General features: G+C 38.0%; 1 protein-coding gene. It reads left to right on the plus strand.

The genetic code is table 11. The features are described 5' to 3' along the window. Positions 1–308: hypothetical protein (locus SB847_RS20760; RefSeq protein ID WP_410578467.1), on the plus strand; the 308-nt coding region annotated here is incomplete at both ends.

A 308-nucleotide genomic window follows, 5' to 3' on the forward strand; every position in this document is an offset into this window, starting at 1 on the left:
AGTTCAGCGAAAAGGTCGATCGTCACATCATAGCCAGAGATTTTGACTCGTTGGTAAAGTTAGTGGAAACTCTAACAGAGCAAAATTTTGAGTTTGAGCATCCGTTGTATGAAGCCCACTACTTTTATGCAGTAGCAAATTGCTACTCTGTTCTCTTTGAAGCTCGAACTGTAAAGTGGTACTCAGATGACTTGATGAAAGCGGTAATCTTTTACAGAAAGGCTTTACATAGTATTCCTGAAATTGATTTGAATGAGAGCGATAGAAATATTCATGAATATGAAAACCTCAGATCTATGGTGGTCACT

The sequence above is a fragment of the Bacillus sp. SIMBA_026 genome, assembly GCF_046535335.1.
Classification (GTDB): Bacteria; Bacillota; Bacilli; order Bacillales; family Bacillaceae; genus Bacillus; species Bacillus velezensis.